The 7,655-nt window shown below is 74.4% G+C and carries 7 protein-coding genes; 3 read left to right on the forward strand and 4 right to left on the reverse strand.

Annotated features, from left to right (window positions below; translation table 11 throughout):
• The first annotated feature begins 53 nt into the window (after positions 1 to 53).
• Positions 54 to 896, forward strand: a complete 843-nt coding sequence (locus AC156L_RS42800) for a phytanoyl-CoA dioxygenase family protein (RefSeq protein WP_330877740.1) — start codon at positions 54 to 56, stop codon at positions 894 to 896.
• Between the two features lie 2 nt (positions 897 to 898).
• Here the strand turns inward: AC156L_RS42800 and AC156L_RS42805 are convergent, their stop codons facing one another.
• Complete coding sequence (locus tag AC156L_RS42805; RefSeq protein ID WP_330877741.1) at positions 899 to 1,849, reverse strand: alpha/beta hydrolase; 951 nt, start codon at positions 1,847 to 1,849, stop codon at positions 899 to 901.
• Between the two features lie 30 nt (positions 1,850 to 1,879).
• Positions 1,880 to 2,824 (reverse strand): NADP-dependent oxidoreductase, encoded by a 945-nt coding sequence (locus tag AC156L_RS42810; protein ID WP_330877742.1) that lies wholly within the window; start codon positions 2,822 to 2,824, stop codon positions 1,880 to 1,882.
• 277 nt (positions 2,825 to 3,101) lie between these two features.
• Here AC156L_RS42810 and AC156L_RS42815 point away from each other — a divergent pair, with 277 nt between their 5' ends.
• On the forward strand, positions 3,102 to 5,129 hold the full coding sequence (locus AC156L_RS42815) for an ATP-binding protein (RefSeq protein ID WP_330877743.1): 2,028 nt from the start codon (positions 3,102 to 3,104) through the stop codon (positions 5,127 to 5,129).
• A gap of 7 nt (positions 5,130 to 5,136) precedes the next feature.
• Here AC156L_RS42815 and AC156L_RS42820 read toward each other — a convergent pair whose 3' ends face one another.
• Complete coding sequence (locus AC156L_RS42820) at positions 5,137 to 5,535, reverse strand: MarR family winged helix-turn-helix transcriptional regulator (RefSeq protein WP_484407863.1); 399 nt, start codon at positions 5,533 to 5,535, stop codon at positions 5,137 to 5,139.
• A gap of 250 nt (positions 5,536 to 5,785) precedes the next feature.
• Between AC156L_RS42820 and AC156L_RS42825 the strand changes: the two genes are divergently transcribed.
• Entirely contained in the window at positions 5,786 to 6,733 is a 948-nt protein-coding gene (locus tag AC156L_RS42825) for an NmrA/HSCARG family protein (protein WP_330877745.1), read from the forward strand.
• A gap of 71 nt (positions 6,734 to 6,804) precedes the next feature.
• Here the strand turns inward: AC156L_RS42825 and AC156L_RS42830 are convergent, their stop codons facing one another.
• Entirely contained in the window at positions 6,805 to 7,551 is a 747-nt protein-coding gene (locus AC156L_RS42830; protein ID WP_330877746.1) for a D-Ala-D-Ala carboxypeptidase family metallohydrolase, read from the reverse strand.
• Positions 7,552 to 7,655: the final 104 nt, after the last annotated feature.

The raw sequence follows: 7,655 nt of genomic DNA on the forward strand, positions 1-7,655 counted from the left end.
ATGCCACGTTGCAAACTGGCCGGGACACGCTGCCGCGCCACACGGAGGCCGACATGACCGCGCACCCCACCGCTCTCCCCGCCGCGGAGGTCGCGGCGTTGACCGCCCGCCTCCAGGAGGACGGCATCATCGGCCTGCCGGAGGCGTTCAGCCGCGACTGGGTGCGGCGGCTGGGCGAGGACGTCGACGCGGCGTTCACCGAGGCGCGGTCGCGCCCGGACGGCGCGGTCGGCCGCGGCCCGAACCGCTACTACGTCGAGATCCACCCCGAGCAGCTGAGCGGCTTCGCCGACCTGGCCTCCCACCCGTGGATCACCGCCGTCGCGGAGGCCGTGCTGGGCCCGGACTACCGGATCGTCGAGGTCGGCTTCGACGTCCCGCTCGCGGGCGCGGTCGACCAGCCGTGGCACCGCGACTTCCCCACGCCGGAGGAGACCTCCCGCCACCGCAGGCTGAACTCGCTCGCCGTCAACGTGACCACCGTCGACACCGAACCGGACATGGGGCCGTTCGAGATCGCGCCCGGCACGCACTGGGACGACGGCGGCGCGTTCGAGCACGGCATGTTCCCGCCGAAGGACGCCTACCCGCGCTACCGCGAGCTGGCCGTGCGCAAGTTCCCGCGGATGGGCGACATCTCGATCCGGTCGGCGCTGACCGTCCACCGCGGCACCGCGAACCACTCCCCGAAGAGCCGCCCGGTCCTCGTCCTGGGCCTCGACGGGCCGGGAGCGGGCAACAGCGCCCGCCACGACACCGCCGTGACCCAGGACTTCTGGGCGTCACTTCCCGACCAGGTCCGCGCCCACCTCGACTGCCCCGTCGTCGACACCCTGCGGCCCATCACCCAGAAGCACACGATCGAGGGACTGGTGATGGGCGCGTCCGACTCCTGACCTCAGATCGACCGCAGCACCCGCACGCGGTCGGCGACGGCGCGCCGGGCCACGTCGGAGGTGAAGGCGATCGAGTCGAACTCGTGCGGGGCTCCGGGGTGCAGGTGGAACTCCACCGGCACGCCCGCGCGGCTCAGCGTCGTCGCGTAGGCGAGGTCCTCGTCGCGGAAGACGTCGAGCTGGCCCACCTCGATGTAGGCGGGCGGCAGGCCGGTCGCGTCCGCGATCCGGGCGGGCGCCGCCGTGGCCGGGACGTCGGGCCCTCCGGCGGCCTCGCCGAGCAGCGCGGGCCACGCGGTGCGGCTGTCGTCGTAGGACCACAGCAGGTAGGGCTCGATGTGCGGGTCGGGCGTGGTGGTGCGGTCGTCGAGCATCGGCATGACCAGGATCTGCCTGGCGATCCCCGGACCGCCGCGGTCGCGGGCGAGGATCGACAGCGCCGCCGCGATGCCACCCCCGGCGCTGTCGCCCATCACGCCGATCCGGTCGCGGTCGAGGCCCCACTCCGGAGCCCGCTCGTGCAGCCAGCGCAGCGCCGCGTAGGCGTCCTCCAGCGGCGTCGGGAAGGGGTGCTCGGGCGCGCGGCGGTACTCCACCGACAGCATCGGCACCCCGCTGGCGGACACGTACCGGGAGACCGGCCCGTCGAACAGGTCGACGTGGCCGAAGATGTAGCCGCCACCGTGGAAGAACAGCACGGCGGGTCCCGGCGCCGCCCCCTCCTTGGCGTACCAGCGCACCGTGATCCGCGCGCCGTCGTCGGTCGTCACGCGGTGGTCGCCGCGGGTGACGTCGGCCGGGATCGGCTGGGCCGTCCCCGCCGCGCCGATGATCGGCTCCCACAGCGCGCGCCGCGCCGCGACGTCACCCACGGCGGGCGGGACGGCCTCGGCCATCGCGCCGGCCATCGGGGCCAGCGCCCGCGCGATCTCGGGGTCCAAGCTGAGTGGCACGATCACTGCCCTTCGGGATCGGACGGGGTGTCAGGCACCGGGAACGAGGACGACGACCTTGCCCGGCAGGCCGCCCGCGGCGGCCTCGGCGTGCAGGGCGGGCAGCTCGGCCAGCGGGACCCGGCGGGCGATCTCGACCCGCAGCTCGCCGCCGTCGACCAGCGCCACCAGCCGCGCGAGCTGCTCCGCGTCGCCGCGGACGAACAGGTTGACCCCGCGCACGCCGCGCCCCTCGTCCGTCGGCGCGGGCATCCACACGGTCGTGTTCACCACGACGCCGCCGGGACGGACCAGGTCGGTCAGCGCGGCCAGGCGCTCCGGGTCGACCGGGGCGAGGTTGAGCACGACGTCGACCGGCTCGGTCACCGCCGCGGTCACCTCGACGGAGGTGTGGTCGACGACCTCGTCGGCACCGGCGTCCTTGACCGCCGCGGCACTGCGCGGACTGGCGGTGGCGACCACGTGCGCCCCGGCCCACCGGGCCAGCTGCACGGCGTAGCCGCCGACCGCGCCACCGGCGCCGTTGACCAGCACCCGCTGCCCGGCCTCCAGCCCGCCGTGGTCGAACAGCGCCTGCCACGCGGTCAGCCCGACCAGCGGCAGCGCGGCGGCGTCGGCCAGCGGGAGGTCGCGGGGGGCGGCCGTGAGCAGGTCGGCCCCCATCAGGACGTACTCGGCCGCCGCGCCGTCCTCCACCATCGGCAGGAACCCGACGACCGGCGCACCGATCTCCAGGCCGGTCACGCCCTCGCCCAGCGCGTCGACCGCGCCCGCCACGTCGCGGCCGGGGGTGTGCGGCAGCGCCACCGGCATCGGGCCGCGCATGCCGCCCGCGCGGACACCGGCGTCGATGGGGTTGAACGACGTCGCGGCGACGCGGACGCGGACCTGACCCGCGCCGGGGGTGGGCTGGTCGACGTCCTCGTAGCGCAGGACCTCGGGATCACCGAAGTCGTGGAAGCGCACTGCCTTCATCAGGGGGTTCACCTTCGTTCGAGAAGTGGTGTCGTGCGGCAGGCTCCCGGTCCTCGACGCGGGTGAGCGGTCACCGGTGACGACCGGCGACCCCGGCACCGCGGCCGTCAGCGGCGAGGGCGGAGGACGGAGCTGGTGCCGCCCATCCTGCGGCGCGGCGCTGCCCGGTCTCCACGTCCCGCGGTGCCCACCGGTGTCCGACGGGGTCCACCGGCGCGTCCCATGGCCTACGTTCGGTCATCGAGGCGGAGGCCGGGTCGGAGGAGGGGAACGCGGAGTGGGTGCGACGGGACTGGCGGACAGGCTGGCCGCAGCGCGAGCGGGCGCGCTGGTGGGCCGGGGGTCGGAGCGCGCGGTGCTCGACCGGATGCTCTCGGGAGCGGCGGACGCCCCGCTCGTGGCGTACCTGCACGGTCCCGGCGGCATCGGCAAGTCCTCGCTGCTGCGCCACGCCGCCCGGCGGGCGGAGACCGCGGGCCGCCGCGTGGTGCACGTCGACGCGCGGTTCCTCGACGCGGACCCCCGCCGCATCGAGGAGGCCGCCGCGCTGGCGTGCGTCGAGCCGGGCACGGTGCTCCTCGTCGACTCCTTCGAGCACTGCCAGCCGCTCGAACCGTGGCTGCGCGACACGTTCCTGCTGCGGCTCGCCGAGGGCGCGCTCGTCGTGCTGGCGAGCCGGGTCGCCCCCGATCCGGAGTGGTCGCTCGATCCGGGGTGGACGGAGCTGTTCGCCGAGCTGGTCGTGCGTCCGCTCGACGCAGCCCAGTCCGACGCCCTGCTCGCGGCCCGCGGTGTCGCCGAGGAGCGGCGCCCCGCCATCGTCGCCTTCGCCGGGGGCAGCCCGCTCGCGCTCTCGCTCGCCGCGTCCGTCCCCGCGGCGGCGCTGGGCGCGAGTCCACTGTGGAAGCCCACCGGCGACGTGCTGACCACCCTGGTGGAGCGGCTCGTGGGCGAACTGCCGAGCACCGCCCACCGACGTGCCCTCGAGGTCGTGGCGCAGGCGTACGTGACGCGGGAATCCCTGCTGCGCGCGGTGCTGGGCGACGAGGACACCGCGACGGTGTTCCCCTGGCTGCGCCAGCTGCCCTACATCGAGGCCACGCCCGAGGGGCTGCACCCCCACGACGCGGTGCGGGCCACGCTCGCGGCCGACCTGCGCTGGCGGGACCCCGAGCGCTACGAGGACGTGCGCGTGGGGGTCTCGGTCGCGTGCCTGCGCGCGGTGCGCGGCGCCTCGGAGGACGACGCGCTGCCGCGCGTCGCGGAGTGGATGTTCCTCTTCCGCGACCAGGGCACCCCGGACGACCTGTACGACTGGCGGGCCCACCCCCACGTCGAGGACACGCCGCTGAGGCCCGACGACGTGCCCGACGTGCTGCGCATGGCGGAGGACGCGGAGGGCTCCGCGTCCGCGAGGGCGGTCGCGCACTGGGTGCGCCGCCAGCCGCGGGGCTTCCGCGTCTACCGCTACTCGGGCTCCTCCGCACCCGTCGCGTTCATGGCCGTCCTGCGGTTGGAGGCACCGCTGCCCGAGGACCTGGCCGAGGACCCGCTGATCGCGTCGCTGTGGGACTTCGTGGAGTCGGTCGCCCCGCTGGGTCGGGGTGAGCACCTGGGCATCCGCCGCTTCGCCGTGCAGCCCGGCCTGCACCAGCGGCCCTCCCCCCTCATGGACCTCGTCAGCAGGCGCACGATCGCGGACGAGATGAGGACCCGCGGTCGCGCGGTGACCTTCACCGTCTTCGAGGACGCCGAGCGCTGGAGGGACTACCTGGCCAAGGCCGGGCTGCTGGAGGTCGTGGCGGTGGACGTCGACGGGCGCGAGCAGCACGTCTTCGGTCGCGACTGGCGGCGGCAACCCGTGGAGGAGTGGGTGGAGCACCGGGCCCGCGCGGTGGCCGAGCCCGTGGCCGGGTGGCCGGGAACGCCTGCTCCCGGTGGCGCGGCCGACGACCTGCCGCGGGCCGTGTTCGAGGAGGGCGTGGTCGAGGCGCTGCGCACGTGGCGGGCTCCTCGGGAGTTCGCGACCAGCGTCCTGCTGCGCTCGCGCCTCGTGCCCGGGGGGTCGGCCGATCCCGTGGCGGACCTGCGCGGAGCCGTCACCGCCGCCCTGGACGCGCTCCAGGTCGACCCCGCGGGCGTGAAGGCGCACGAGGTGCTGACCGCCACCTACCTCTCGGTGGCGCGCACCCACCGGGCGACCGCCCGACGGCTGGGCGTGCCCTACGGCACCTACCGGCGCCACCTCGCGGCGGCCAAGGAGCGGCTCGTCGAGCAGCTGCTGGGCCACGGGGCCGCGGGGTGAGGCCCCGTCAGGACCTGTCGACCGCGGCCGACAGGTTGGCCTCGACCGCGGCGAGCGCGTCCAGCAGGGGCGCCAGCGTGGTCGGGGGCAGGTCGCCGACGGTCGCCGCCTCCAGGTCGCGCCACATCCGTTCGATCCTCGCCCGCACCGCGTCGCCCGCCGAGGTGGAGGACACCAGGGTGGCGCGGCCGTCGTTCGGGTCGGGTGCCCGCTCGACCAGGCCCGCCTTCTCCAGTCGCTGCACCATCCTCGTGATGGTCGCCGAGTCGGAGTCCAGCACCGCGATCAGCTCCGTCTGGCGCACCGGACCGGAGTCCCACAGGTGCATGAGGAGCAGTTCCTGGCCGCGGTGCAGGCCGAGGTCGCGCAGGAGGTGACCCGCCAGCATCCGGTGCAGCCGGACCACGCGGAACAGCGCGTGGCTGACGGGTCCGCGCCGAGCGGCGCCGGGGACCTTCCGCGCACCTCGTTCTCGTTCTCGTTCTCGTTCTCGTTCTCGTTCTCGTGGCACGGGTCCATGCTCCCCGTCCTCTCGGGCGGGAGCGACCTCGCCCCGGTGGTCCAGCTCACAACCGGCCTCGGAATTCTGCGGCAACTTACCTGTTTAACTAGGTAAGTTGCCGCACGGGCGCGGCGACACCACCGAGGAGTGCTTCATGAGCGACAAGAAGATCATCGCCGTGCTGGGGTCGACCGGTGCGCAGGGCGGCGGTCTGGTCAGGGCCGTCCTGGACGCCCCCGACGGCCCGTTCGCCGTCCGCGCCATCACCAGGGACGCGAGTTCGGCGAAGGCCCGCGCGCTGGCCGACCTGGGCGCCGAGGTCGTGGAGGCGACCCTGGAGGACGAGGGCTCGCTCCGGGCCGCGTTCGAGGGCGCCCACGGCGTCTACGTGGTGACCAACTTCTGGGAGTCCATGTCCGCGGACGTCGAGCTGGCGCAGGCGGCGACGGCCGCGCGCGCCGCGAAGGCCGCCGGTGTCGCCCACGTCGTCTGGTCGACCCTGGAGGACACGCGCGAGGTCATCCCGGTGTCCGACCCGAGGGTCCCGGTGCTCCAGGAGCGCTACACCGTCCCGCACTTCGACGCCAAGGCCGAGGCGGACGCGTTCTTCCGCGACTCGGGCGTCCCCACCACCTACCTGAGGACCACCTTCTACTGGGACGGGTTCACCCAGGGCTTCGGCCCCTCGCGCGGCGAGGACGGACGGCTCGTGCTCACGCTGCCGATGGGCGAGGCCAGGCTGGCGGGCATCGCGGCGGAGGACATCGGCCGCACCGCGTACGGCGTGTTCGCCGCGGGCGACGAGTACGCGGGCAAGACCGTGAGCATCGCGGGCGAACACCTGACCGGCGCCGAGTACGCCGCCGCGTTCGCCGACGCGCTGGGCGAACCGGTCGACTACCGACCGCTCGGGCACGACCTGTTCCGCTCGCTCGGACTGCCCGCGGGCGACGAGATCGGCAACATGTTCCAGTTCTACGTGGAGGGTGAGCGCGACTTCGTCGGTTCCCGCGACGTGGCCGCGACCCGCGCGCTCAACCCGCGGCTCCAGGACTTCCGCGGCTGGCTGAGCGAGCACGTGGACGCGGTCAGGCCCGCGTGACGCGGCGGGCGCGGGTCCGCCGTGCCGCGGCACGGCGGACCCGCTGACGGTTCGTCGAGCGGTGCCCGTCCTCAGATGCCGCAGCTGGGCGCGGACCAGAACTGGCCCGACCTCAACGCGGTGTGGACGTGGTCGTCGTGGCCCGCGTAGCCGGGGCCGAGGATCTCGGTGAAGCCGTGGTTGCGGGCCTGCTTGGCGAGCGCGCAGAAGCCCTGCACGCCCGCGCCGAGGTCGGCCGCGTCGCCGTACATGTGGCGACTGGTCGCCGAGCCGCCCACCGCGCTGTTGCAGGACACGCTGCGGAAGCCGCCGTTGACCGTCAGGGGCCGGTCGCCGAGCGCGTGGCGCAGCGCCTCCAGCTTCCACATGGTGACGAGCGCGTTGGCCCTGGCCTGCGTGGCCGACACCTTGCCGCCGGACCAGTCGGAGTTGCAGCGGTTCAGCTCGCCGTAGGTGAAGTGGACGGGCGTGCAGTCGTCGTCCTGGAGCGCGTAGAGCTTGCTGAACGTGGCCGGGCCCGCGACACCGTCGGCCGCGAGGCCGTAGGCCTGCTGGAACCGGACGACAGCGGACCGCGTCGCCGCGCCGAACTGGCCGTCGAGGCCGATCACCGCGCCGTAGCCGGGGTATCCGGACACGCGGATCTGGAGCTGGCGCACGTCTTCGCCGCTCGCGCCCTGGGAGAGCGAACGGTTCCAGGTGTAGCACCCGTCCATGGCGTGGACGTCGTCCTGCGTCACGGGTCCGGGGTCGGCGGTCGCCGTCCCGGTGAGGGTGAGGAAGCTCGCGAGCAGCACGAGCAGGATCCTTCGCACCATTGTGGAACACCTTTCGGGGCAGGGGTGAAGGTGACCTCCCGGAGGGTGTCGGAGGGGTCCGGGCCGGGTCAATGGATCGCGGAACGACACTTCGGCCGAAGTGC

The organism is Umezawaea sp., from assembly GCF_057122925.1.